The organism is Pectobacterium cacticida (assembly GCF_036885195.1).
Classification (GTDB): Bacteria; Pseudomonadota; Gammaproteobacteria; order Enterobacterales; family Enterobacteriaceae; genus Pectobacterium; species Pectobacterium cacticida.
The window spans coordinates 3,033,308-3,057,312 of the sequence record NZ_CP133656.1; the positions used below are offsets into that span (position 1 = coordinate 3,033,308).

Below are 24,005 nucleotides of genomic sequence, written 5' to 3' on the forward strand. Positions count from 1 at the left end.
CTTTGATGTGCCGCCTCTCATGGAGAGGCGGCAGTACCGGTTACTGTGATAATCCGCCGCTATGCAACCAGAACGGCGTCAGGGTAAGTACCTTTTTACGCGCGGCTTCCAAATTCACAGACGGCGCGCGATCGGCGGTGCATCGCTCAATTTCCCGAAGCAGCGTGCGCCAGTGTGCAACATAAGCATCCACCTGTTCCGCCGGATAGGCGCCGGATAAAAGAAGAAAGGCATAAATATTACGTTGCAGACGAGGACGTTGCTGTTGGTATTGGGATTCAGTCAATGGTGAAGCAAAAACGCTTTTCAGTTCCGCCGTACTACGACTGAGCATAATATCGGCAAAACGTTTGAACGATCCCTGAAGCTTAAGGCGATCTTTATTGTCCATATGTTCACGCCAACCAGACTCAATTAACCAGGAAGTGAGTACCAACTTATTTTTCAGATAATCAATGCTGTAGCACATTTCCGCCCCACCGGGGCCATCTATCCGGGCTTCCAGGCTAGTTAGTGCGGCGCGGAAAAGCGTCGTAACTTTGCGCAGTACAACACCACTTACCAGCACCAGCATTTCACGCATCAACGCGCTGGCCTCTGTCAGCGCGCCGCGCGCGGAGGCGTCACCTCGCACCCAGAGCTCTTCATGGTATTGCCAGTGGCTCAACGCCAGTTCCAGCGCAGCCCGGATCGCCTGATCGATATTACTTTTCTCAGCCATTTCTAATCGATTAAGCGCAAGCCGTTCGCGAACCGGATTCCCCTTGGCCAAGTGGTATCCGCGTGCCGCTTTACTGAGGCTCCCCTGGCGTAGACCGCCAAATTCTGCAATTTCCTGTGCCAGCGCCAGCAGATGAGCCGTTTGCCCCAATTTGAGTTCCATCTCCAACTCACATAACGGTTCGGTGACATCCCCGGCACGGATTTCACCGCGATCTAGCGCCACCTCAATCACACTTTGGTGGTAAGTAAATAACCACTTTTCACGGGTAAAATCCGTGGTAAACAGCGGGGCGAGCGACGCTTGCAATGCGTCAATATCACAATCTTCCGGCCATATTTCCGCTGGCAACAGGCTGAGATCCAGCGCGTCCTTATCCAACGCAATGTTATACTCCGGATGCTGGTGCAGCCCGCCAATCACACGTCCCGCCGTCTTCACCGTCATTTCATAGCGCTCGTTCTCGCCACGAATGCGCAAACCGATACCATGACGGCGTAGATAATTATCCTTGGTTTCATAATAGGTATTGCTCAAACGCTGAGCTTGCAGGTGCTCATACTGGCTATAATCACTTTCCCACTCAGCTAACTGCGTCCGCAGCGATTCAACGCTGTCAGGATGAACAATAAGTTTCAACTCGATCTCTTCACTCATAGCATCACAATACCAATACCGTGTTCATTATTGTGCCAGTAAATAGCATTTTGCTTCGGCTGACCACCCCTACCGCATTCGTACGTTTTCACTTGCGGACGAGCGCGCATTTTTCATGCAAACCAGCCACGCTAATGCAGCCGGTTACCGGGCACGTTATCGGGCCGGCAAACACATTGCACGTGTATGAATTCGCCTCGGCTCTCAGGAACAAATAGAATAGCGCTAATCAATCGGTTCTGAGACTGTTCTCATTTCGGTTTGCACGTTGCCTCGTCAGACTGAAACCTCTACTATCGAGATACTATTAATGCAACATGATGATCTTATGCAGAAATTAGGCTTACTTTGCTTTACTTTATTTTCTCTCACGCTGAGCTGTACCGCACAGGCAGATGAAAAACGCTACATTTCCGATGAGTTATTGACGTATATCCACAGCGGGCCGGGTAATCAGTATCGTATTGTCGGTACACTGAATGCGGGCGCTGAGGTCACGTTACTTAGCGTTAATGAAAGCACGGGATACGCGCAGATTCGCGATGATAAAAACCGTAGCGCCTGGCTCCCACTCAACCAGCTTAGCACTACGCCAAGCCTGCGCACGCGTGTGCCCGCACTGGAAAGTCAGGTTAACGACCTGACTGAAAAATTGAATAATATTGACCAGACCTGGAAGCAGCGTACCGCCGATATGCAGCAAAAGGTAGCCGCCAGCGACAGTATTATCAGCGGGTTACGCCAGGAAAATCAGGATCTGAAAAATCAGCTTATTGTCGCGCAGAAGAAAGTCAGCGCGGCGAATGTCCAGCTTGACGATAAGCAGCGTACGATTATCTTACAGTGGTTTATGTATGGGGGCGGCGTTGCCGGCATCGGTTTGCTGCTAGGCTTGCTGCTGCCGCACATTATTCCGCGTAAAAAGAAAAACGACCGCTGGATGAACTAACCCCAATGCCTGCTTAATGCGGGCATTTTTCTCTATGGCACAGGCAACATCGCCAGGATGATAGTATGTTTGCGGTATTAATGACTGATTCAGGAGCCCGATGTTGAAGATCTACCTTGTCGGCGGCGCTGTTCGCGACAGCCTGCTAGGTTTACCCGTCACCGAGAGAGATTGGGTCGTCGTTGGTGCGACGCCATCGCTACTGCTTGCGCAGGGTTACCAGCAGGTGGGAAAGGATTTTCCCGTTTTTTTACACCCCGTAAGCCGCGATGAGTACGCGCTCGCGCGTACCGAACGTAAATCCGGTAAAGGCTATCGCGGTTTTGTCTGTCATGCCGCTCCCGATGTCACGTTAGAACAGGATTTGCTGCGTCGTGATTTGACGATCAACGCAATTGCGCGTACAGAAACCGGCGAGTTGATCGACCCTTTCCAAGGCCGTCTCGATCTCGAAAACCGCATTCTGCGCCATGTTTCTGAAGCATTTAGCGAAGACCCGCTACGGGTACTGCGCGTCGCCCGTTTTGCCGCGCGTTTTGCGCATCTCGGTTTCCAAATTGCCGAGGAAACGATAACGTTGATGAAAAAAATGACCAACGAGGGCGAGCTCGCTTACCTGACGCCTGAACGTGTCTGGAAAGAAACGGAGAAAGCGCTCGGCACCACATCGCCGAATATTTATTTTCAGGTACTTCGCGACTGCGGGGCGCTGGCGGTGCTATTTCCTGAGATCGATAATTTATACGGCGTACCGGCTCCCGCGCAATGGCACCCGGAAATCGACACCGGTATTCATACCATGATGACGCTGGCAATGGCTGCCCGTTTGACGCCTGAGATTGATGTGCGATTTGCAGCGCTGTGTCACGATGTAGGGAAAGGGTTGACGCCGCCCGAACTGTGGCCTCGACATCACGGGCATGGCCCGGCAGGGGTTAAACTGGTTGAAGCGCTGTGCCAACGTCTGCGCGTACCTAACCCCATGCGCGATCTGGCTAAATTAGTTGCGGAATACCATGATCTGGTCCACACCGTGCAGATACTACAACCCAAAACGCTGCTGAAATTATTTGATGCGATTGACGTATGGCGCAAACCGCAACGTCTGGAGCAGTTGGCGCTCACTAGCGAGGCAGACGCCAGAGGTCGTGCTGGCTTTGAAGAGAATCCTTATCCGCAAGGCGATTTCCTGCGTGAAGCCTTCCACATTGCCAACCAGGTTAGCAGTGCGGACGTCGTGGCGGATGGATTTAAAGGCATTGAGGTGCGCCACGAACTGGCCCGGCGCCGAATTCGGACATTAACAGACTGGAAAGCACAACAATCTGGAACACCCGACGCCTGAAAGCATCAGGCCACGCATAAGCGCGGCCTTTTCCCATGCGATACCTAACGCTGACTTACATAAACACCATGTAAACAGCGCCCGCGACGATGAAACGGTAAATCGCGAACGGTACAAAAGAAATGCGTTTGATTATTTTCAGGAAGGTTTTAATCGCAATCAATGCCACGATAAATGCCGTCACGAAGCCAACAGCAAACATCGGGACATCGGAGAGCGACAAGAAATGCCAGCTTTTATACAGATCCAAGACAGTCGCGCCAATCATCATGGGCACCGCCAGAATAAAGGAGAACTCAGAAGCCGCATAGCGACTGACCCCCATCAACATCCCGCCGGAAATAGTCGCGCCGGAACGGGAAAACCCGGGCCACAGCGCCAGACACTGAAAACAACCAATCATAAACGCCTGACGATGCGTGATATCGTCCAGCCCCACTGCGCTCGGTTTTTTAGGTTTAAGCCATTCCGCCGCCAGCAGCAGAAACCCGCCAACAACCAGCGCATACATCACATTATTTGGGTAAAACAAAGACTTAATTACATCATGGAAAACCAGACCGAGTACGACAGCGGGGATCATGGCCAGCAAGATATGCGTCAGTTTCAGCCGTCCGGCCGTATGCCCCTCATGTGGCACTTCGCCGAAATGAATACCAATCAAGCCAAAGAGACGGCGCCAGAACATGACGACGACCGCCAGAATCGAGCCAAGCTGGATAATGACTTCGAATGTCTTGGCTTTCTCATCAACAAACCCCAACCAGTGACCCACAATAATCATGTGTCCCGTGGACGAGACGGGCAAAAATTCGGTCAGCCCCTCAACCACGCCAAGAATAAATGCGATTAGCAGCGAATGCAGGTCAGTCATCTAAAATCCTTGTCTCTAAAAAAATTAATGCCGCCCATAAAAAAGCGGCCACGTATTTCCGTGCGCCGCTATAACTGGCTTATAACCTGCTTAGATTACGATTTAGTGGCACATAAAACAGTATTTTTCTGTTAAATCAGATTTATCGTGCGCCACGCTCAATAATGACCCCAACCTGACGTGCCTGTGCCACCGCGCCCGGCTTGCTCAGTTTGATCCGCAACCAGGGAATGGGGAAGCGCAGCATCAACATCTGCGCTACTTCTTCTGCTACGCGCTCCACCAGCGCAAAGCGCTGGTTTGCCACATACGCGATAACGGCATCGCTGACATCAGCATAGCTTAGGCAGTCATTGACATCGTCACTGGCGGCTGCCTGACGGTTATCCCAGCCCATTTCAATATCGAACACCAGTTTCTGTTGAATAGTCTGTTCCCAGTCATAGACACCAATCGTGGTGATGACCGTCAATTCTTCGATAAATACGATATCCATCACGCCATTCTCTGTTTTTGCCGCTGTCGGATACCACTTCCGACGGAATATGCGTATTATCCATAGATGAGAAGAGTAATACGACCCTTATTAAACGGAATGGCGTTATGAGTGTTACCGCGCTCGGTATGATGTTAATCGCGTATCTGTGTGGCTCTGTATTCAGTGCGATTTTGTTTTGCAAAATGACTGGGCTACCCGACCCGCGTCAGCAGGGTTCGGGGAATCCGGGCGCCACTAACGTACTGCGTATTGGCGGTAAGGCGGCGGCTGCCGCCGTATTAGTTTTTGATATTCTTAAAGGCATGCTGCCGGTCTGGGCCGCCTACGCGTTAGGCGTGGCTCCTTTATATCTCGGGTTGACCGCCATCGCCGCCTGCCTCGGGCATATTTATCCGATCTTTTTCCATTTCCGCGGCGGGAAAGGGGTAGCGACGGCTTTTGGCGCTATTGCCCCCATTGGCTGGGATCTGACAGGGCTGATGACCGGCACCTGGCTGCTGACCGTACTGTTAAGCGGCTATTCCTCGCTTGGCGCGATCGTGAGCGCCCTCATTGCGCCATTTTACGTTTGGTGGTTCAAACCGCAGTTTACTTTCCCTGTCGCCATGCTCTCTTGTCTGATATTGATGCGCCATCACGATAATATTCAACGCCTATGGCGCGGGCAGGAAGGTAAGATCTGGCATAAGCTACGCAAGAAGCCCCCGAAAGCGTGAGGCAAGATAAGTCAGGCTGTTTTGATAACGCCGGATGCGCGTGGTGTATCTCAGAGAAGAAAATGATAAGCAAAATCGGGGACATTAAACGCTTTTTGGCTATAATGGCGACCACGCTATTTCAGGTTTAAAAGAAGGAAACCGACATGAGTCTGAACGATGTTCCGGCGGGTAAAGATCTGCCAGAAGATATCTATGTAGTGATTGAAATCCCCGCGAATGCCGATCCTATCAAATATGAAATTGATAAGGAGACCGGTGCGCTGTTTGTAGACCGTTTTATGTCTACTGCCATGTTCTACCCTTGCAACTACGGCTATATCAATCACACGCTGTCCCTGGATGGCGACCCGGTTGACGTGCTAGTTCCCACGCCGTATCCGTTGCAGCCTGGCTCTGTCATTCGCTGCCGTCCCGTTGGCGCACTGAAAATGACCGATGAAGCCGGTGAAGACGCCAAACTGGTTGCTGTGCCGCACAGCAAGCTTACGAAAGAGTACGATCATATTAAAGACGTTAACGACCTGCCTGAGCTGCTACGTGCGCAGATCGGCCACTTCTTCGAACATTATAAAGATCTGGAAAAAGGCAAGTGGGTGAAAGTTGAAGGTTGGGACGACGCGGCAGCGGCCAAAGCCGAGATCGTGGCCTCCTTTGAGCGCGCGAAAAAGCAGTAAGCCCGCATATTGCCCGCTTCAATACCGATCGATTAAAAACACCGCTTAACGCGGTGTTTTTATTTATGGCGTCCTGGCGTGATCTATAGCGTGTATCAAACCTCTCCTACATGTTCATCACGTTTTAGCCAATCGCCGCTGACAATACGCGGCAACCCTGTCACCGGGTGTTTGTACAGGTAGATCCAGGCATTGCCAAGGGGAGTGTCAATCAATTCACGTCGGTACTCGTGACCATCTCGTTTTAACGCATCCAACTCCGCCAAAATCGACGAGCTAATACGATAAACCTCACAATGGATTACCCCATTACCGGGTACTACTGCCGGATAATGGCCAAGGTTGTACAGCTCATACCCTTCAAGCAGACAATCCCCCAGCCATTGCGCATTTGTCATCCAATGACTGTTTCCCTGTTTGCGTCGTAAACTGCCGTAAACAATAATTCGCATCACTAAAACTCAAACTGATAGAGCAGATCTAATGCCTGACTCATGCCAGACACCGCTTCCAAGTATAGCCTTGGCATCAGTCGATAGCGCAGCGTTAACGTTGCCAAAGAATCGAATATGCCAACACCGTATTTCACTTGCAGGCCCGGGAGGACGTAACCGCTGACGACGACCTGGGAATTATCGCCAACACCCTGTGTATCCAGAGCTAAATTACTTACGCCAAAGGCCTCGCCGATTTTACCCACAACTTGCCCACTTTGTGCAACCCCTAAACCCACTAACATTGAGGTCATCGCTGCGCCATCCGTACCGCTGCTGTCCAAACCCTGACCACGCAACAAATAAGAGAGCGCTTCCTGCTGGGACAGCGCCGGATCGGAAAATACTTCCAGCTTCGGTGCATCAGCCATTCCGATAACTCGCACGCCGGCAATCACGTCATCTTCCGTATTGTCCGGGTTACGAATCGCCTCGATATTCAGCATTGGCTGATCCGGCGGGCCGGAGAATAGAATAATCCCTTTACGGACAAATAGATCCTGTCCATACGCCTTGAATCGGCCGACAGGAATATTAATCTGCCCATTCAGTCCCAATCCGCGCTCATCCTGTACCATTTTCAGATCGCCCTGTAGGCGGGCAGCCAGACCAAATGCATCCAACCGGACATCATTCCCAACGCGGATCGTCAGATTGCTGTTAATCGGGATCGCCGCATCGGTTTTTTTCAGCGGTCGGTGCTGTGCGTCTAGCATGACCTCATCCGAAGACACCGACACCGCGCTTTCTGGCATCTCCTTAACCACAATACGTGCCCACGGAATACTGACCGACCCATTGAGCGCAAATAGCTGAGGCGTGGCCTCGAAAACAATATCCGGAGAGACATCCAGACGCGCCATGGGAGGGATAGTCAACCGTAATCTCTGGCCTTTCACCGCGATCCGCGCACGCCAGGCGTCTGTCTGCGACCAGTCGGCGGTCCCGCCCAGGTTCAACTGCCCATTATCCGTTTTTAAGAAACCTTGTAAGGTTGATGACATCCCGCTGAAGTACAGCGCCAACCGCCCATAGGTGAGATCGACGGGCATCCAGTTACCATCAATGTCCAATCGATCCAACACCATCTGCCCGAAAAGTTGAGGACGCGCGGCATCGCCTGCCAAACGCAGATTCGCGTTCAGTATCCCCGCCGCTTTTTCGCCTTTACTTAATGCCGGGTTGAGTAGCGCCAGCGAAATCGTGTCGATAGTAACGTTACCGCCAAGATTACGGCGCCCCTGCGGATCGGTGACCTGAACATTTCCGCTGAAGCGTCCGTTTTCACGAATAGCCATCAGCCAGCCAAGCTGCGCCCGCCCGCGATCGAGCGCGGCATTAAGCGTAAATGCCGTGAAATCAATCGGTAACATGTTGCCCTGCATTCGCTGACGAACGCTGACGCCGTTACCCACTAACGACACTTTCGCCTGTGGTAAGCCCTGGCCTGCCTGCCAACTGACATCGGCCTCACCGGTAAATGTTCCGGCGAGCACCGTATCCTCCGTCAAAAATGGCGTTAACATCGCGAGATCGAAACGGTTGAGGCGAAGGCTCGCCTGCCCGCTCGGCCCGACTTCGATCGCTTGCGGTACACAAAGTTCCGCGTTCGGGTTACGCCAACAGTGCGTGCCAATGGTCATCTTCTGCTGGGTATTCGCGTAATCCAGGGCCACGTTTTGTGACAGACGCCATTCGCCGACAGGCGTATTAAAGCGGGTGTCGCTCAACGTACCGCGCCAACGCTGTTCTTGACGCGCGAAGCTGCCGGAAAGCATAAGTTGCCCCGAAACTGGCTCCCCTTGCATCGCCAGCCGCAAGTGGTGCTGCTGCTCATCGCCGCTAGCATCCAACGTCAACAGACGGATACTCAGATCATCTTGCTTTAAACCTTCAAGACGCACCCCAAGCTTGCCCTGGATCTGCTGTTCGGATCGTACATCGGCTTCTACATTCACCTGACCAATCGTCATCGCCTGCCAACGCAACCTGGACGCCGTGATATTCGCCAGCACCTGTGGTTCGCGCAGATGGCCTCGGAGTTTAAGTTCGCCGATGACGCGCCCCGCCAACCCTGGCAACACGCCATCCAGCGATGGGGCATTAATGGTCGCATCTAACTGCCATTTATCATTCAGCTCGCCGTTGACGTTGATCTGATTACGACCTAACGCCACGTTGAGCGCGGGTATTGTCCACTGCCCGGCAGCATTTCCGCGTAGTTCCCCCCTGACCCTGAGTCTGTTGGCTTTCACGTTGCCGTCCAGACGCAGCTCCGGTACCTGCAATTGCCAACTGCCACCATAAACACTACCGCGCGTCGTCAGCTTGCCGTCGATTTTCGCTGGCCATTCAGGCCACTGTTTTGCCGTGTTAATACCATTCAGCATAAGCTCGCCGCGCCAGCTTATCGCTTTACTCCAGTCGATAAGCCCGCTCAGATCGGCGTTGCCCTGTAACGCCGCCAACCGCAGTCGGCTTAATGTAAACTGTTGTTCATTGCCGTTACCGTCCAGCAACAGCGTCGCCGGGGGGATCTCAGCGCCGCTGACATCGCCGCGCAACGACAAGGCGTAGCCGGTGGCTTTGCCGTTAAGACGCAACCTCACATTACTAGCCTGATACTGCGTAGTTCCCGTCAATGGCCAGCGTACACGCTCGGTTTGCAACGTTAGAGCCAGAGGAAGTCCAGCTTCCGCCAGTCGGGTTTGCAGATCCAATTGCGCACGCTGCGGCCCCGAAAGATTCAGCGCGACATTCAGTTGTTCACGCAGGCCGCCATTGACCGTTAGTTTTAGCGTTTCACCTTTGAGCGGATCGCTATTCAGAACGCCATTCGCCGTCAGAGCGACGGGCCAATTATCACTGAGCGTCGCCTCGCCGCGCACATTCAGGCCGCCTTGCGGCGACCGCACGATCAACTTATCCAAGCGTACATGCTGTTGTTGCGTCGACGCCTGCACGATCAGATCGTTAATGAGGATGTCGTTGTCGCCCGTCAGACGCCATTGCTCACCGTGGATTTCGGTAATATGCAAGTCCAGCGGCAGCGTGAACTGAGATAAATCAGGTAATAATGGTTTGGCGAACAGTGCGTTAAGACGCTCGCCCAGGGGTTGCTCTGAAACCTCAGGCTTGTCTGCGACGCGGTCGGTTTTGGTCGTTGCCACTATCGGCACACCTGTCGTCGTGGCCGGCCCGGCGCTATCCCCCCTCTCTGACGCATTATCGGTTTTCGGGTGCCAATCGATATGGCGTGTTTGCGAGGTGCCTTGTTCCACCGCATCGCGCACGTTTTCCGCCGTTTCTCTGATGGCCGACGCCATCGTTTCCGCCGCCGCATTGCTGGCCTCCAGCATGCCAACCGGTGTTTTCGGCAACGCCACCAGCAACGCGCTGATTTTGGTCGGCAACAGCGTTAACGCACGCCCTTCCCACTGCATTCCCGTGCGGAATTCACCCAACGAGATTGCCGTATCATCCACGGTTACCTGAACATGGCTTAGCGTTAGCTGACGCAGCGAAATGGGGAATGGCGCCGTCATTTCCGTAAGCGGCGTCGAAGGCGGCGGCTCTTCCGCCGCGGGCAAGGCAGCGGTATCGATAGCCACATTAACGCGGCTCGCCGAAAGATCGTTGATACATAATTGACTTTTACCCAGACAACCCAGCGCAAGCGACAGATGAAGTTCATCGCTCTTTACCGTCACGCCCGGCATATGGTAGCTGACCTGGTTTAGCGTCAGGTCGCGCCATCCGCCTTTCACACTGGCAATATCTAACCCCGGCACCACACGGGCGGCGGTATTGAGTAATAAATGCAGACCCGGCGTAGTGCCTACCAGCAGCCCGACGCCAACGATAAGTAACAATAAGAAAACACCAATCCCAACGCCTACCTTTTTCCACCAGCGCCCTTTCCGCGGCGGCTTCGTCGCCGCGTTATCGCGACTGCCGTTTTCTTCCGCCGCCGGCCCTTGCATGTTCTTTTCATCCATCATAATTCAGGCCCCAGCGCGATATAGAACTGCACATCATTTTTCTTCTCTGCGTCATCAATCGGCATAGCGATATCGAGTTTCACCGGGCCAATCGGCGAAGCCCAGCGCACGCCGACGCCTGCGCCGGTTTTAAAGTTGCTGTTTTTGATATCATTAACGGCTTCCCCTGAATCAACAAACGCCGCCCCCCACCATTTTCCCGTGACGTTGTATTGATATTCGAGCGACCCCGTCGCCAACTTGGAAGCACCGATCAATTTATCCTCGCTGTCGCGCGGTGAAATAGATTTGTATTTATACCCGCGGATACTACGATCGCCGCCGGCAAAGAAACGTAACGAAGGTGGAACACGAGAGAAATTATTAGTTTCGATCCATCCCAGATTGCCACGCACGACAAAACGATGTTTATCCGCCAATGTGCGAATCCAGACGTTTTGTGCCTGTACCACAGCAAAATCGATATCAGACCCCCACGTGGTATTAGAAATATCGACAGAATAGCGCTGGGTATCGCCCCATGTCGGCATCAACCCACCACGCTGACGCGTGCGGTTAATGCTAACGCCCGGATAGAGCAGCATGGTGGTATCCGTAACGTTGCCTTGGGTAAAATGGTCGAGGCTCCAGCGCAGGTTGATTGCCCGCTGCCAGCCGCTAGAAAGATCCCAGTAGCGTGCGACATTCAATGTTGTTCCATCGGACTTGGTGTCGTTGAGATCCTCACGCTTGAAGCCGCCTTGCAACAGGTAATACTGCTCCAGCGGATTTTTCAATAAAGGGATTTTATAGCTAAGATCAAGTAACTGTTCCGGCGCAGACACGCTCAGGCTGCTTTCCAGGCTGTGCCCTCGCGAATTGATCCAGGGCTTATTCCAAGTGGTTTTAAAACGGGGGCCGACATCGGTGGCATAACCTATACCAGTTTCAACACGATTACGGGTTCGCGGCGTCAAGACCGCGTCCAACGGCAGTACCTTGGTGTGTTGCGATTGGGCAAAATCGGGCGAAACCACAACGGAATTAAACCATCCGGTGGCAGAAAGGCGGCGATTTAATTCACCAAGATCGTCACTGGTATAAACATCACCTTCATGAAACGGCACCAGATTTTGCAGATAATCCTCACGGATTTGTGAACCTTGAAAGCGCACGGCACCGAAGCGATAGCGCTCTCCGCTATCAAAGTCGATATCCCAAAACGCCGCTTTCTCTTCACGCATCACGCCAAGCTGACTTTGCAGGAAGCGGGCATCGAAATAGCCTTTACGTAATGACAGTCCGTTTAGCCCACTCTTAAAGCGGTCATAATCACCATGGTTTAGCACCGACCCAATTTTAGGTCGATCATCTTTAACTAGCTTTTGGTAGTCTTTATCATCACGGGCTCCACCGCGCAACGCGATATTAACACCGGCGATTTTCACCGGCTCTCCGGGCGTGACGGTAGCAATCAATACTGGCCGCCCCCCATTCACGGCGGGTCGGAATTCAAAATCGATCTGGGGATCGTAATAACCTAGCGCACGCAGCCCCTGGCGAACCGCTTCATCAACGCGTGAACGAAAACGACCGTCCGCGCTCACCTCATCGGCCGAAATAGTCGATAAGCGCGCACGAACATTTTTTTGTAACGCCCCTTCTAACCCCATGAGTTGCAGACGCACATTCGCCGCCCAGCCCTCAGGCGCAAACATAAGCAGCGCCGCGATCAGCCCAAGAAATCGATATTGAGACATGCCACGAACAGTGGAGTCATTTCCTTTCTTGGGAACGCGCTTTGCTTCAATGAAGCCTTTTTTTAAGGTGGAACGTTTTTTTGACATAAAACATTCCTTTAAAATAAAACTCGTCACAGGGCTCCCTGAAAAAGTCAGTCTGTCGCCTAAAATCTATAGCACGGCTTTTATCACTTATCCCACCGCTGCTATCCGCCTAGCGGATAAACCCCGCATCGTTTTGAAATTTCCTGCCAACCTTGCATGATAGTAGTGATAAATACGAATATTTCCTCTTAAAAATAGATTTTTCGACTAAAAACATCAAGATGCAGATCGTTTAATAAACAAGATATTAACATCACCGCCCATTGAAGATATAAAGACAGTGCAATGCTTCTTCGTTATGCTTTATATGAGTCGGGTTTTAACCCAGTCCAGTTGGAGTCAACACCGTGATGAAGTCGAGTGATAAAACGCAGCGGATTACACAATCCGATGCGCTACCGGGGCGCTCTACCCCCATGCCGGTAGCCAGGTTGCATGCCGTTCATGCACATTCCATGACGCATGTGCCGGAATCTATGTCCGTGGCTATCTTCGCTATGGGTTGCTTCTGGGGCGCGGAACGTTTGTTCTGGCAGCAACCTGGGGTGTACAGCACAGCAGCAGGATATACCGGCGGTTACACGCCCAACCCTACCTACCGTGAAGTATGCAGCGGATTGACCGATCATGCCGAAGCGGTACGTGTCGTTTTCGATCCGGCTGTTATCAGCTACGAGCAATTGCTGCAACTGTTTTGGGAGAATCATGACCCGGCGCAAGGGATGCGTCAGGGGGGCGATATAGGCAGCCAGTATCGTTCAGCGATCTTTACGCTTACGCCCGAACAGGAGCAGGCTGCACGAGCAAGCCTTCAGCGTTTTCAGCAGGCGATGAAAGAAAATGGCGACCTCCGGGCGATTAGTACAGAAATTGAACCTGCGGGCCCGTTTTATTATGCAGAAGACGAACACCAGCAATACCTCTATAAAAATCCAGACGGCTACTGCGGCTTAGGCGGCATCGGCGTCTGTCTTCCCCCTCAGCGCTGACCGCTGGCGGTAATTTCACCGCGCCTGCTATAATGCGCCGGAACCGGGCCAATCCTCGCCCGGTTTTAGCCTTCAATACCATCAAAACATGTCACCGTTCTGAGGATCGCTGTGTCAATCTCGGCCCATGCGAAAAACTGACCGAAAGTACAAACTATGTTAAACAACCTATTATTGATTTTTTTTCTTATTGCCATCAGTGCGTTTTTCGCTCTCTCCGAAATATCGCTGGCGGCATCACGTAAAATTAAGCTTAAACTGATGGCCGATGAGGGGAACCTCAACGCCGATATGGTGCTCAAGTTTCAGGAAACGCCAGGCATCTTCTTTACTGTGATCCAAATTGGCGTCAATGCCGTGGCGATCCTCGCCGGTATCATCGGCGATGCCGCATTTTCCCCAACCTTTTCCATGCTGTTTGAACGCTTCATGTCGCCTGAAACCGCAGATAAGGTCAGCTTTATCTGTTCCTTCGTGCTCGTCACCAGCCTGTTCATCCTGTTTGGCGATCTTACCCCGAAACGCATTGGTATGATTGCACCGGAAGCCGTGGCGGTCCGCATCATCAACCCCATGCGCTTCTGCCTGTTCTTGTTCCGTCCTCTGGTGTGGATATTTAACGGTCTGGCCAACGCGATTTTCCGTCTGCTTAAATTACCGATGGTACGCAAAGATGACATTACATCCGATGATATCTATGCCGTCGTGGAGGCAGGCGCGCTGGCTGGTGTACTGCGCAAACAGGAACATGAGCTTATCGAGAATGTGTTTGAGCTGGAATCCCGCACGGTGCCGTCATCAATGACATCGCGTGAAAGTGTGGTCTACTTCGATCTGCACGAGCAGGAAGACAGCATCAAGGAAAAGATCGCCCAACAGCCGCATTCCAAATTTTTAGTGTGTGATGGCACGATCGATCAGATCGTCGGCTATGTGGATTCTAAAGACCTGCTGATTCGGGTTCTGGGAAACCAGAGCCTGACGCTGAGTAGCGGCGTGCAGATTCGTCCGGCGTTGATCGTGCCGGATACGCTAACGCTGTCCGAAGCATTGGAAAGTTTTAAAACGGCAGGAGAAGACTTCGCCGTTATTCTGAATGAATACGCGTTGGTGGTCGGCATCATTACCCTTAACGATGTTATGACCACGCTCATGGGCGATCTCGTTGGCCAGGGACTGGAAGAACAGATTGTCGCGCGTGATGAAAATTCATGGCTGGTGGAAGGCGGTACACCGATAGAAGACGTGATGCGCGCGCTGAATATCGATGACTTCCCGCACTCCGGCAACTATGAAACCATCGGCGGCTTCATGATGTATACGCTAAGGAAAATCCCAAAACGTACCGATGCAGTGCGCTTTTCCGGCTACAAGTTTGAAGTGGTGGATATCGACAGCTATAAAATCGATCAATTGCTCGTCACGAGGCTGGAAGAACGCCCGCCCGCCTCATCCAGCGCCAAAGTCGATAACGCCGATTAACTCGCAAAGGCTACCCCGGCAAACGGTCGCATATTCAATGCCAGAAACAGCAACTGCCATTGCGCCTCTCATGCTGGGTAATGTAGGAGGGGCGCAGTTCACAAGAACTGCTGACTATCTCGATAACAAGGTTAGCTAATATCAAATGGCCGAATGTCAACCGCACTACCCAATAGCGGGCATCAAGATCGTGAGATTTCATGTTCCATTAATAGATCGTAAGATGTTTTAATGATCTGTTTATGGAACAAACCGAATCAGCTTTAAGACACATGATTTTAATTGTTCTATAAAAAGGATATAGTTTCATAACATGCTCTATTTATAGAACAAAGAGGCGCGTAATGGCAAAACCATCTACTCGAACCTACTCTCGCTATAGCCGTGATGCTGCACGACTGCTGGGGCTAATGATTCGTACTGCGCGTATTGAACGTAAATTAACCGTTGAAGAGCTGGCTGAACGGGCAGGTGTATCGCGCCAAAAAGACGATAGATGATGACTTCTGATAAAAATCCCGACCGGGCATATGTATGGATCTGGTTGCCTGGCACAACTCAGCCAGTTGTCGCGGGGGCGCTAACTCGTGATGGCGACAGGTTCATCTTCAACTATGGGCGCAGTTACCTGGAACGGAAAGATGCGATTTCTATTTATGAACCGGAACTCCCGTTGGTCCGAGGGGCGATTTTTCCCGTACCAGGACTACGGCAGGCGAGTGCAATACGTGATGCTGCGCCGGATTCCTGGGGGCGTCGTGTTATTCTGAATCGGCTGATGGGGGCTCAAGGCAGAGACACTGACCCTAACAAACTGGACGAACTGACGTATTTGCTTGAGTCTGGCTCAGACAGAATTGGAGGGCTCGACTTCCAGCGCTCCGCAACGGACTATGTACCGCGTGCGTCCCAAAGTGCATCACTTGAAGAGTTGATGCAAGCTGCATCAATGGTGGAAAATGGCATGCCGTTAACCCCGGAATTAGAGCAAGCGCTTTTTCATGGTAGTTCATTAGGCGGTGCGCGACCAAAGGCTATGATAGAGTCCGAGGCCCGAAAATTTATCGCAAAGTTCTCCTCCTCCACGGATACTTATAATGTTGTTAAAGCAGAATATATCGCTATGCGACTGGCTGCCTATGCTGGGTTAAATGTTGCACCTGTCCTTCTTCGCCATACCGCAGGTAAAGAGTCATACTTATTGAACGCTTTGACCGCACACTAAGCCATGCAGGATGGCAGCGCCGCCTGATAGTCTCTGCGCTGACCATTTTTGGCCTCGATGAGATGATGGCAAGATATGCGAGCTATGAGGATTTAACGGATATTATTCGCCAGCGCTTCGCTGCGCCTAAAGAGACTTTACGGGAACTGTTCGGCCGTCTGGTTTTTAATATTATTTGTGGCAACACTGACGATCACGCCAGAAATCATGCAGCATTTTGGGATGGTAAAAAACTGAGCCTGACACCCGCTTATGATATTTGTCCTCAAGGCCGTTCTGGTAATGAAGCCACGCAGGCAATGCTAATTATTGGTGAAAACCGAATGAGCAATCTTGCGGTTTGTCTGTCGGCGGCAGCGAAATTTCTGCTGAACAAGCAAGAAGCCATTGAAGTTATCACGCACTGTATCCGGACGGTTCGCGAAAACTGGGCGGAGGTATGTCGTGAGGCTTCATTGAGCGAAGTGGATCGCAACTTCCTGTGGGGGCGCGTGTTCCTCAACCCATTTATTTTTGAAGATAGTCCTGACGCGATCGCACACCTGCGTTGAATCGCGCTTATCGCCTCTGAATGAGTAATGGATTGATCGAGATAGGGCGCAGTTCACAAGAACGGCTGCCCCCTATGTTAATCATCCCATCTCGGCCTGAAGCCGGATTACCTGACGATTGACTTCAGACATTACCGAAAGATGCTGTTTATCCTGTTTCTTGGGCAACAGAATTTTGCCGTGATCAAATTCAAAAGCGCCAATCCCTTTTATATATAGCCGCCCACGAAACAGAGTTTTCACATACTTAGCGACTTTAAAAGGATTGTAACGTTCGAAGATCCTCATCATTTTACTCTCCCGTTTTATGTTCCGCGCGCTCCGTTTCACCAATATGGCTAAGATTCTGGAGCACGTAATGAGATAACGGATACGACTAATTAGTGCTGTAGAATCGTGTTTAGTTCCCCGCCATACAGTATTTTTAACTGTTCTTACACATTTTTACAGCGAGGGGTTTATATAAAATCTCAATTACCAGTATAAACCTTCAAAGATAAAGGTTTTGTGTCTTCAACGACAAATCTCGTTACTGATGAGTAAAAACGCACCACGTACCGAGCCTGCACACTACGGGCGACAAACCTACCATACGATTATGACCAAACGACGACACGCGGTAAGCCGTTTGAGAGCGGCAAGAAGGAGACAATGCAGCAGGTATTTCCTGCCGCACCCGTTCGCGGGAGTCAAAGGGGATTAAAATAATGCGACACGAAAACCGGGATTGAGAAAGGATTCGCGCGGTGTGTAAGACAATGGTTGCCCCTGCCAATCGTGGATCTGCGCCCCAGCCGCCACCGCCACCGCATGCCCCGCCGCCGTATCCCAAATGTTCGTCGGCCCGAATCGGGGGTAAAGCTGCGCTTTGCCCTCAGCCACCAGGCAAAATTTCAGCGATGAACCAATCGCCACCGTTTGGTGCTCGCCCAATTGGCTAAGATAGTCTTTGAGTTCCCGATCGGCATGCGAGCGGCTGACAACGACCAGCGGCGGTAAAGCTTGCTTCACCGTAATTTGTCGGCGCTGCCCCTCCTCCTCCTTCCAGGCCTTACCGTCTGCCGCCGAATACATCACGCCCGTGACCGGCACATATACCACGCCCAGCACGGCCTGACCGTTCTCGATCAGCGCAATATTCACCGTGAATTCACCATTGCGGCTGAGGAACTCTTTAGTACCGTCCAGCGGATCAACCAGCCAATAACGCTGCCAGTATCGGCGGGTTTCCCACTCAGGCGGATCTTCTTCCGATAGCAACGGAATATCAGGGAACGCCGCGGCCAGCCCCGCTTTAATAACCCGATGCGCTGCAAGATCGGCGGCGGTCACGGGCGAATCATCTTTTTTGCGCACAATGTCCACAGGACGTTGCCCCTCATAAACCTGCATAATGGCAGCACCGGCATCGCGAGCCAGTTGGCAAACCGTATCTAACATAATCAACCTCGTTGTTCTCGGTTACGCGTAACGTAAATTTCATTTCTGTCATTCATGATGCCGCAGTGACGTCATCTACGATTATCGACATCATCTTCAACCCACACAGCAATATATAAATGTCGATTACCACAAGAATACACCAATCGATAACATTGATGTGGTGCGTACCGACAACCCGATACAAGCCCCGATATCTGGCAACTCACAACCCTAACACCGCCGCGCTTATCATTGTATTCACAGATGTTAGCGTTACATACATTAATAAGCTTAATATTTTATCTTTATATAAGAGCATAAATAACCGAATAACAGGATAACCATAGGGAATAAATATTAGAAATATTCATCTTATCGTTAATACTTTCCCTGAGATATTCGTCATTTCAAAAGGGAATCAATAATGAACGAAAACTATACCGTAGGAGATTATTTACTGGATCGGCTTACGCAGAGTGGTATTGAGCACCTCTTCGGCGTACCCGGCGATTACAACCTGCATTTTCTCGATCATGTTATTAGCCACCCTAAAATCACCTGGGTAGGCTGCGCGAATGAATTAAACGCCGCTTATGCTGCCGATGGCTATGCGCGATGTCGCCCGGCGGCGGCGCTGTTAACCACCTTCGGCGTTGGCGAACTCAGCGCCATTAACGGCATGGCTGGCAGCTACGCGGAATACGTGCCTGTCATTCACATCGCCGTTGTACCCAGCCTGAGATCACAGCATAACGCAGAGTTACTCCATCACACACTTGGCGATGGCGACTTCGGCCATTTTTTCCGAATGGCGGCTGAGGTCACTGTAGCACAGGCGCGCCTTACCGCCGAGAACGCGGCGGCAGAGATCGATAGGGTTGTGGGAGAAGCACTTTCTCAGCGCAAACCCGTGTACTTATTTCTACCATTGGACGTCGCGGCGGCCCCCGTCAGTACACGTCCGTATCCCTTCATTCTTCCTCAACTACCCCGATCTGATGGCGCTTTACTCGCCTTTGCCACCGCAGCCGCCGAAATGTTAGGTAAAGCGAAATCGGTGTCGTTGCTCGCCGATTTTCTAGCCGAACGCTATAACGTTACGGAGCAAATCCAACGCTGGCTTGATAAAATACCGCTCCCGCATGCGACCTTGTTGATGGGTAAAGGCATGCTAAACGAACAAAATCGTTGCTTTACCGGGACCTATTCAGGTGGCGGTAGCCACGAAACACTACGCGCGTACATCGAGAATGCGGATACCATCATTAGCATCGGCGTCCGCTATATCGATACAATTACTACGGGTTTCAGTCACCGGATCCCACGCGAAAAGAACATCGATATTCAGCCAACATTGTCCCGAGTAGGAAATCAGGTATTTCCCTCCATTCCGATGTCAGACGCCATCGCCACACTGGAAAAAATTACTGAAACACTCTCTGCCCATTGGAACCACAACGCGATTACGTCACCGGCTTTACCGCAATCAAAATCGGCACCGGAAAGCGCGCTCAGCCAACGCGAATTTTGGCAACAGATACAGCATTTTCTCCGCCCTGGAGATACCCTGGTGACTGACCAAGGGACTTCGTGTTTTGGCGCGGCTACGCTACGCCTTCCAGAGGACTGTCATTTCATCGTGCAATCACTATGGGGGTCGATAGGTTATTCTTTGCCCGCCGCGTTTGGCGCCCAGACAGCCGAACCAGCGCGACGCGTAGTACTGTTGATCGGCGATGGCTCATTTCAACTTTCCGCACAAGAACTCGGTTCTATCATCCGTGATCGTTTGAAGATGGTTATTTTGGTGCTGAATAACGAGGGGTATACCGTTGAACGCGCTATTCACGGCGCAGACCAGCGCTATAACGATATTGCCCTTTGGAACTGGACGCGGCTCCCCTCTGCGTTAGGTGCGAACGAAAATGAGATACTCTGCAAGCAGGCGCGCTCATCACAAGCCCTCGCGCAACTGCTTGAGCAAATCAATTCAGAATCTTGCCTGGCATTTATTGAAGTCGTACTGCCGAAAATGGATATTCCCCCGCTCTTGCAAACTATCACTCAATCACTTGAAACCCGCAATAGCATGAGCTAGCACGACATAATGTTATACCGCTTACCTCGTAAGCGGTATGTTCAACGAATAAAGATGTATTTAATATACACCTTATAAATAGCATTCGTTGAGAGGCATTATCATGGCATACCGCGATCAATCTCTAGGTGAATTGGCCGTCGCGATTCCGCGCGCAACCAAACTCTTTCGTGAACTTAATCTGGATTTCTGTTGCGGTGGGAAGCAAACGTTAAGCCGCGCCGCTGGCAAAAAAGAACTGAATATCGATGAGCTGGAAGCACAGTTAGAAAAATTAGCGACAGAACCTTCAGATTTACGAGACTGGCGCGAAGCGCCATTGGCCGACATCATCGACTACATCATTCCCCGCTTTCACGACCGCCATCGTGAACAACTGCCTGAGCTCATCCTGATGGCAGAAAAAGTCGAGCGAGTGCATCGCGATAAAGCAGACTGTCCGCACGGTCTGACAACACGGTTGACTGCCATCTATAACGAACTATCTCAGCATATGATGAAAGAAGAGAGAATCCTCTTCCCGATGATCAAACAAGGGATGGGCGTAAATGCCGCCGCGCCAATCTCAGTAATGGAGCATGAGCACGATGACACGGGGCGTGAGGTAGACGCGGTCAAAACGCTGACCAATGACGTCGTAGCGCCTGAGTATGCCTGCAATACCTGGCGTGCGCTGTACGCGGGTATCAACGAATTCATTACCGATCTGATGGAGCACATCCATCTAGAGAACAATTTGCTGTTTCCACGCGCGTTACGCGGCGAGTAATGTCGTTTAAATAAAAAGCAGTAGAACCCTTGCAGTAGAAACAAGAAAGGCGCTCAATGAGCGCCTTTCTTTTGTCTGGAGATTACAGAATTTCCAGCAGTTCCACTTCAAAAATCAGCGCGCTAAACGGCGGAATAGAAGCGCCTGCGCCACGTTCTCCATACGCCAGATCATGGGGAATGTAGAGCTCCCATTTTGACCCTACTGGCATCAGCGTCAATGCCTCGATCCAACCTGGTATTACGCCACTTACCGGGAATTCAGCCGGTTGTCCACGCTGTACAGAGCTGTCAAACACGCTACCATCGATCAGTCGGCCAGTGTAGTGAACTCGAACACGATCCTGACGCGCGGGGATCGCCCCCTCCCCCTGAGTCAACACGCGGAATTGCAGACCGGATTCAGTACTGTTCACCCCCTCTTTCTGCGCGTTATCGGCCAGAAACTGCTGACCTTCTACTGCCAGCGCCTGTTGACGTTCACGACGTACCGCATCGGCACGTTCATGAACTTCACGCAGCGCACGATGCACTACATCCACCGGCACCGCAGGTGCATTACCTTCCAGCGCATCGCGTAGACCTGCAAGCAGGGCTTCCGGGAGCAGACCTTCAAGACCTGATTCCTGTAACTGTTGGCCCACTTGTAAGCCGATACCGTAGCTTGCCTGCGCTTCGACGCTGTCAAAAGAAGGGGTTGTCATGCATGTTCCTTTTCATCTATAAAAAATTGAATCCGCAGCATAGCAGTGACCGGGTTTGGGGTAAAATCTTGTGTGCAGATCATCACGCAAACCTCACATCAGGCAGGTTATAGTGAGAAGTTAACCTATACTGAAAGTGTTACGCCGCCTGACCTGGATATCAATTTGTTAACTGGTCAGTGTATGCAGATTATCGGTATACTGGACTAGGTGGTTGTCCTGATGCTGTTATGTTGACGCCGTTTTTAAACTGAATCGTATTATCATACTGAATTGTCGTAAGAGAGGTCACCATGGGCAGAATTGCGCCCAGGAAGCGGAAAACCACCTGGGATTATCAAACGCTAGCACGTTTCTGCCAGCAAATCCTCCTGCGGCCATCCTCATCTACAGTAGCCGTTGATCGTGACGCGAAAGATAAGGATCAAACCCTAAATCCTCCGCTGCATAAGCGCCTGAGCGCGATCTTGCAAAAAATCTGGCATCAGCCCGACAATTATCATTGGATGGAACCGCTCCCCCTTCTCCACCGCCGTTGGATTTTAATCGCTATAGCCCTGCTGCTGGTCGTCTTGCTCTGGCCTTATAGTGTGCCGCAGCCACAACTCGCCCCATCAACACCGGTACCGCTGACTTCGGCGGATAACCAGGCTGCCATGCAGGCAGTTATTATTGAAAACTCGCCGTCAATATCACAGCCGTCTACGGTTGCCGCATCGCCAGCACCATCATCGATGCCATGGCGCCACTATGAGATCGCCTCGGGACAAACATTAGCTCAGCTTTTCCGCGATAATAACCTACCTGTTAGCGATGTGTTCGCTATGGCGCAGGTAGAGGGGCGGGATAAGCCGCTAAGCAATTTACGGGCGGGTCAGGAAGTTAAATTGCGGTTAAATGCACAAGGGATGGTTGCTACACTGGAAATTGAAACCACGGCGAATCAAACAATCCGTTTCACGCGTAGCGCTGATGGCTCATTCACCCGCTCAGACTAAGAGCCTATCCATAGCCCTAATGGGATAGGGCCTAAAAGGTCCGTTGCGCCAATAAAAAATCTCTCAGAACAATTGCATGATTATGCTGTGCGTCTTTACTACCATAAAGCAGCGTAATTGCCGTATCCTGTTTCAGTAACGTCAACAGCCTGTCGCACGCCGTTCCTTGCGCCAGCTCGTGACGATAATACTCCACAAATGCTTCCCAGCGGTGAGGATCAGCATGGAACCATTGTCGTAATTCGTTGCTCGGCGCAATGTCCTTCAACCACTCAACGCCCTCCAGACGCGCTTTGCTTATACCACGTGGCCACAGGCGATCAACGAGAAAAGCGGGTGAAGCAAAAGGCGCGTGCGCGTCATAGACACGCACAAGATGGATTAAGTCAGACATGCGGCCTCCATTTTAAGATATGACGATCATGATAGAGCATTTCCCTGCCCCACAAATGCAAAACGCTGGCACAAAGGCCAGCGTTTTACTCGTTAACTAAAGCATGAATTCAACGATAAACGCGAATTACGCTTCAGCAACAACAATCACATTCAGTTCAGCAAATACATCGCTGTGTACCTGGAAGCTCACAATGTGCTCACCCAGAGTACGCAGAACGCCGTTCGGCAAGCGAACTTCGCTCTTCGCAACGTCAACACCAGCAGCCGTTACCGCATCAGCGATATCGCGAGTACCGATGGAACCAAACAGTTTACCTTCGTCGCCTGCTTTGGACGCGATGGTAACGCTACCCAGTTCTTTGATCTTGGCAGCGCGCGCTTCGGCAGCAGCCAGAACGTCGGCCAATTTGGCTTCCAGTTCAGCACGGCGTGCTTCAAAGAACTCAACGTTTTTCTTGGTTGCTGGCACAGCTTTGCCCTGCGGAACCAAGAAGTTACGAGCATAGCCCGCTTTAACGTTTACCTGATCACCCAGGCTGCCCAGGTTTGCTACTTTATCAAGCAGAATAACTTGCATTACTTTATCCTCTCAAAGTCTCGTTAATGGACAGTG

General features: G+C 51.5%; 21 protein-coding genes and 1 pseudogene. 11 read left to right on the forward strand and 11 right to left on the reverse strand.

Going from position 1 to position 24,005, the window contains the following annotated elements; translation table 11 throughout:
• Nucleotides 1-40 precede the first annotated feature (40 nt).
• Nucleotides 41-1,378 carry an inorganic triphosphatase gene (locus tag RFN81_RS13890; protein ID WP_264496384.1) on the reverse strand — a complete coding sequence of 446 codons (1,338 nt, stop codon included), beginning with the start codon at nt 1,376-1,378 and terminating at the stop codon, nt 41-43.
• 328 nt (nt 1,379-1,706) lie between these two features.
• Here RFN81_RS13890 and RFN81_RS13895 point away from each other — a divergent pair, with 328 nt between their 5' ends.
• The gene (locus RFN81_RS13895) at nt 1,707-2,327 is read left to right on the forward strand and encodes a TIGR04211 family SH3 domain-containing protein (RefSeq protein WP_264496385.1); all 621 of its coding nucleotides are present in this window, start codon (nt 1,707-1,709) and stop codon (nt 2,325-2,327) included.
• Nucleotides 2,328-2,430: 103 nt separating this feature from the next.
• Nucleotides 2,431-3,672: a multifunctional CCA addition/repair protein gene (locus RFN81_RS13900; protein WP_264498983.1), complete on the forward strand. Its 1,242-nt coding sequence runs from the start codon at nt 2,431-2,433 to the stop codon at nt 3,670-3,672.
• A 55-nt stretch (nt 3,673-3,727) separates the two neighbouring features.
• Here RFN81_RS13900 and bacA read toward each other — a convergent pair whose 3' ends face one another.
• Complete coding sequence (gene bacA / locus RFN81_RS13905) at nt 3,728-4,546, reverse strand: undecaprenyl-diphosphate phosphatase (RefSeq protein ID WP_264496386.1); 819 nt, start codon at nt 4,544-4,546, stop codon at nt 3,728-3,730.
• A 142-nt stretch (nt 4,547-4,688) separates the two neighbouring features.
• A complete protein-coding gene (gene folB / locus RFN81_RS13910) occupies nt 4,689-5,042 on the reverse strand; it encodes a bifunctional dihydroneopterin aldolase/7,8-dihydroneopterin epimerase (RefSeq protein ID WP_264496387.1) in 354 nt (117 codons plus the stop codon).
• A gap of 107 nt (nt 5,043-5,149) precedes the next feature.
• On the opposite strand from folB, the gene plsY reads away from it, so the two are divergent.
• Both plsY and ppa read left to right on the forward strand, forming a co-directional pair.
• Nucleotides 5,150-5,761: a glycerol-3-phosphate 1-O-acyltransferase PlsY gene (gene plsY / locus RFN81_RS13915; protein WP_264496388.1), complete on the forward strand. Its 612-nt coding sequence runs from the start codon at nt 5,150-5,152 to the stop codon at nt 5,759-5,761.
• Nucleotides 5,762-5,907: 146 nt separating this feature from the next.
• On the forward strand, nt 5,908-6,438 hold the full coding sequence (gene ppa / locus RFN81_RS13920; RefSeq protein ID WP_264496389.1) for an inorganic diphosphatase: 531 nt from the start codon (nt 5,908-5,910) through the stop codon (nt 6,436-6,438).
• A gap of 95 nt (nt 6,439-6,533) precedes the next feature.
• Here the strand turns inward: ppa and RFN81_RS13925 are convergent, their stop codons facing one another.
• Genes RFN81_RS13925 through tamA form a run of 3 tightly spaced genes read right to left on the reverse strand, consistent with a single transcriptional unit; the run spans nt 6,534 to nt 12,630 of the window.
• Nucleotides 6,534-6,890: a gamma-glutamylcyclotransferase family protein gene (locus RFN81_RS13925; RefSeq protein WP_264496390.1), complete on the reverse strand. Its 357-nt coding sequence runs from the start codon at nt 6,888-6,890 to the stop codon at nt 6,534-6,536.
• A 2-nt stretch (nt 6,891-6,892) separates the two neighbouring features.
• Nucleotides 6,893-10,933, reverse strand: coding sequence for an autotransporter assembly complex protein TamB (gene tamB, locus RFN81_RS13930; RefSeq protein WP_264496391.1), 4,041 nt, complete (start codon nt 10,931-10,933; stop codon nt 6,893-6,895).
• On the reverse strand, nt 10,930-12,630 hold the full coding sequence (gene tamA, locus RFN81_RS13935) for an autotransporter assembly complex protein TamA (RefSeq protein ID WP_264498984.1): 1,701 nt from the start codon (nt 12,628-12,630) through the stop codon (nt 10,930-10,932). The genes tamB and tamA overlap by 4 nt, the downstream gene beginning before the upstream one ends.
• Before the next feature lie 479 nt (nt 12,631-13,109).
• On the opposite strand from tamA, the gene msrA reads away from it, so the two are divergent.
• From msrA to RFN81_RS13955, 4 genes and pseudogenes are all read left to right on the forward strand, one after another.
• Nucleotides 13,110-13,748, forward strand: coding sequence for a peptide-methionine (S)-S-oxide reductase MsrA (gene msrA, locus RFN81_RS13940; protein WP_264498985.1), 639 nt, complete (start codon nt 13,110-13,112; stop codon nt 13,746-13,748).
• A 156-nt stretch (nt 13,749-13,904) separates the two neighbouring features.
• On the forward strand, nt 13,905-15,230 hold the full coding sequence (locus RFN81_RS13945) for a hemolysin family protein (RefSeq protein WP_264496392.1): 1,326 nt from the start codon (nt 13,905-13,907) through the stop codon (nt 15,228-15,230).
• A 344-nt stretch (nt 15,231-15,574) separates the two neighbouring features.
• A complete protein-coding gene (locus RFN81_RS13950; protein ID WP_264496393.1) occupies nt 15,575-15,730 on the forward strand; it encodes a helix-turn-helix domain-containing protein in 156 nt (51 codons plus the stop codon).
• Nucleotides 15,730-17,006: pseudogene (locus tag RFN81_RS13955) on the forward strand (type II toxin-antitoxin system HipA family toxin). The gene RFN81_RS13950 and the pseudogene RFN81_RS13955 overlap by 1 nt, the downstream one beginning before the upstream one ends.
• Before the next feature lie 81 nt (nt 17,007-17,087).
• Here RFN81_RS13955 and RFN81_RS13960 read toward each other — a convergent pair.
• Both RFN81_RS13960 and cysQ read right to left on the reverse strand, forming a co-directional pair.
• Entirely contained in the window at nt 17,088-17,294 is a 207-nt protein-coding gene (locus RFN81_RS13960; RefSeq protein ID WP_264498987.1) for a DUF1107 domain-containing protein, read from the reverse strand.
• 411 nt (nt 17,295-17,705) lie between these two features.
• Nucleotides 17,706-18,446 carry a 3'(2'),5'-bisphosphate nucleotidase CysQ gene (cysQ, locus tag RFN81_RS13965; RefSeq protein ID WP_264496395.1) on the reverse strand — a complete coding sequence of 247 codons (741 nt, stop codon included), beginning with the start codon at nt 18,444-18,446 and terminating at the stop codon, nt 17,706-17,708.
• Nucleotides 18,447-18,852: 406 nt separating this feature from the next.
• On the opposite strand from cysQ, the gene RFN81_RS13970 reads away from it, so the two are divergent.
• Together RFN81_RS13970 and ytfE are read left to right on the forward strand one after the other, a co-directional pair.
• On the forward strand, nt 18,853-20,526 hold the full coding sequence (locus tag RFN81_RS13970; protein ID WP_264496396.1) for a thiamine pyrophosphate-binding protein: 1,674 nt from the start codon (nt 18,853-18,855) through the stop codon (nt 20,524-20,526).
• Between the two features lie 103 nt (nt 20,527-20,629).
• The gene (ytfE, locus tag RFN81_RS13975) at nt 20,630-21,295 is read left to right on the forward strand and encodes an iron-sulfur cluster repair protein YtfE (protein WP_264496397.1); all 666 of its coding nucleotides are present in this window, start codon (nt 20,630-20,632) and stop codon (nt 21,293-21,295) included.
• A gap of 82 nt (nt 21,296-21,377) precedes the next feature.
• Here the strand turns inward: ytfE and fklB are convergent, their stop codons facing one another.
• Nucleotides 21,378-21,998 carry an FKBP-type peptidyl-prolyl cis-trans isomerase gene (fklB, locus tag RFN81_RS13980; protein ID WP_264496398.1) on the reverse strand — a complete coding sequence of 207 codons (621 nt, stop codon included), beginning with the start codon at nt 21,996-21,998 and terminating at the stop codon, nt 21,378-21,380.
• Nucleotides 21,999-22,291: 293 nt separating this feature from the next.
• Here fklB and RFN81_RS13985 point away from each other — a divergent pair, with 293 nt between their 5' ends.
• The gene (locus tag RFN81_RS13985; protein WP_264496399.1) at nt 22,292-22,996 is read left to right on the forward strand and encodes a LysM-like peptidoglycan-binding domain-containing protein; all 705 of its coding nucleotides are present in this window, start codon (nt 22,292-22,294) and stop codon (nt 22,994-22,996) included.
• A gap of 31 nt (nt 22,997-23,027) precedes the next feature.
• Here RFN81_RS13985 and RFN81_RS13990 read toward each other — a convergent pair whose 3' ends face one another.
• The gene (locus tag RFN81_RS13990) at nt 23,028-23,390 is read right to left on the reverse strand and encodes a DUF488 domain-containing protein (protein WP_264496400.1); all 363 of its coding nucleotides are present in this window, start codon (nt 23,388-23,390) and stop codon (nt 23,028-23,030) included.
• A gap of 126 nt (nt 23,391-23,516) precedes the next feature.
• A complete protein-coding gene (gene rplI, locus RFN81_RS13995; protein ID WP_264496401.1) occupies nt 23,517-23,969 on the reverse strand; it encodes a 50S ribosomal protein L9 in 453 nt (150 codons plus the stop codon).
• Between the last annotated feature and the right edge of the window lie 36 nt (nt 23,970-24,005).

Bases quoted from the DNA above. Each gene is read 5' to 3' on its own strand.
- RFN81_RS13890 (WP_264496384.1), bottom strand. From the start codon at position 1,378: ATGAGTGAAGAGATCGAGTTGAAACTTATTGTTCATCCTGACAGCGTT.
- RFN81_RS13895 (WP_264496385.1), top strand. From the start codon at position 1,707: ATGCAGAAATTAGGCTTACTTTGCTTTACTTTATTTTCTCTCACGCTG.
- bacA (WP_264496386.1), bottom strand. From the start codon at position 4,546: ATGACTGACCTGCATTCGCTGCTAATCGCATTTATTCTTGGCGTGGTT.
- folB (WP_264496387.1), bottom strand. From the start codon at position 5,042: ATGGATATCGTATTTATCGAAGAATTGACGGTCATCACCACGATTGGT.
- plsY (WP_264496388.1), top strand. From the start codon at position 5,150: ATGAGTGTTACCGCGCTCGGTATGATGTTAATCGCGTATCTGTGTGGC.
- ppa (WP_264496389.1), top strand. From the start codon at position 5,908: ATGAGTCTGAACGATGTTCCGGCGGGTAAAGATCTGCCAGAAGATATC.
- RFN81_RS13925 (WP_264496390.1), bottom strand. From the start codon at position 6,890: ATGCGAATTATTGTTTACGGCAGTTTACGACGCAAACAGGGAAACAGT.
- tamB (WP_264496391.1), bottom strand. From the start codon at position 10,933: ATGATGGATGAAAAGAACATGCAAGGGCCGGCGGCGGAAGAAAACGGC.
- tamA (WP_264498984.1), bottom strand. From the start codon at position 12,630: ATGTTTGCGCCTGAGGGCTGGGCGGCGAATGTGCGTCTGCAACTCATG.
- msrA (WP_264498985.1), top strand. From the start codon at position 13,110: ATGAAGTCGAGTGATAAAACGCAGCGGATTACACAATCCGATGCGCTA.
- RFN81_RS13945 (WP_264496392.1), top strand. From the start codon at position 13,905: ATGTTAAACAACCTATTATTGATTTTTTTTCTTATTGCCATCAGTGCG.
- RFN81_RS13950 (WP_264496393.1), top strand. From the start codon at position 15,575: ATGGCAAAACCATCTACTCGAACCTACTCTCGCTATAGCCGTGATGCT.
- RFN81_RS13960 (WP_264498987.1), bottom strand. From the start codon at position 17,294: ATGAGGATCTTCGAACGTTACAATCCTTTTAAAGTCGCTAAGTATGTG.
- cysQ (WP_264496395.1), bottom strand. From the start codon at position 18,446: ATGTTAGATACGGTTTGCCAACTGGCTCGCGATGCCGGTGCTGCCATT.
- RFN81_RS13970 (WP_264496396.1), top strand. From the start codon at position 18,853: ATGAACGAAAACTATACCGTAGGAGATTATTTACTGGATCGGCTTACG.
- ytfE (WP_264496397.1), top strand. From the start codon at position 20,630: ATGGCATACCGCGATCAATCTCTAGGTGAATTGGCCGTCGCGATTCCG.
- fklB (WP_264496398.1), bottom strand. From the start codon at position 21,998: ATGACAACCCCTTCTTTTGACAGCGTCGAAGCGCAGGCAAGCTACGGT.
- RFN81_RS13985 (WP_264496399.1), top strand. From the start codon at position 22,292: ATGGGCAGAATTGCGCCCAGGAAGCGGAAAACCACCTGGGATTATCAA.
- RFN81_RS13990 (WP_264496400.1), bottom strand. From the start codon at position 23,390: ATGTCTGACTTAATCCATCTTGTGCGTGTCTATGACGCGCACGCGCCT.
- rplI (WP_264496401.1), bottom strand. From the start codon at position 23,969: ATGCAAGTTATTCTGCTTGATAAAGTAGCAAACCTGGGCAGCCTGGGT.